We start from the raw sequence: 323 nt of genomic DNA, 5'->3' as shown, positions 1-323 counted from the left end.
CTATCTGCTCTCCAGGATCGGCAAGACGGCCCGGGGCAGACTGGCGGACCGGCTGGCCGAACGCGGCCTGCGCCTCTGGGACATGGCGGCGGACCGTCACGGCTGCACGGCGCCGTCCGGCGAGCACTCCTGCTCGTGGAAGCGCGGGATCGCCCCGCAGATCGTCACCTCCTGCCAGGGACGGTCGGCCGCGACGGCGAGCATCCGGGTGTACGTGTCCCGCTCGACGCGGATCTGCGCGGTCAGCTCGGTGCCGCCCTTGTCCTTGATCGTGACGGAGTCGCCGATGGCCCCGCTCTCGATGCGACCCCAGACGGACTGGC

Annotated in this window: 1 pseudogene; it reads right to left on the bottom strand. The window is 71.8% G+C overall.

Features of this window, described 5'->3' with window-relative positions:
• Nucleotides 1-96: 96 nt before the first annotated feature.
• Nucleotides 97-323 (bottom strand): annotated as a pseudogene (locus tag CCN56_RS43705) (XRE family transcriptional regulator); the annotation flags it as partial.

It is taken from the genome of Streptomyces sp. NRRL B-24572 (assembly GCF_002156145.1).
GTDB classification, from domain to species: domain Bacteria; phylum Actinomycetota; class Actinomycetes; order Streptomycetales; family Streptomycetaceae; genus Streptomyces; species Streptomyces vietnamensis.
The sequence above is the reverse complement of the archived record's forward strand: the minus strand, read 5'-3'. Positions and strand labels throughout refer to the sequence as shown.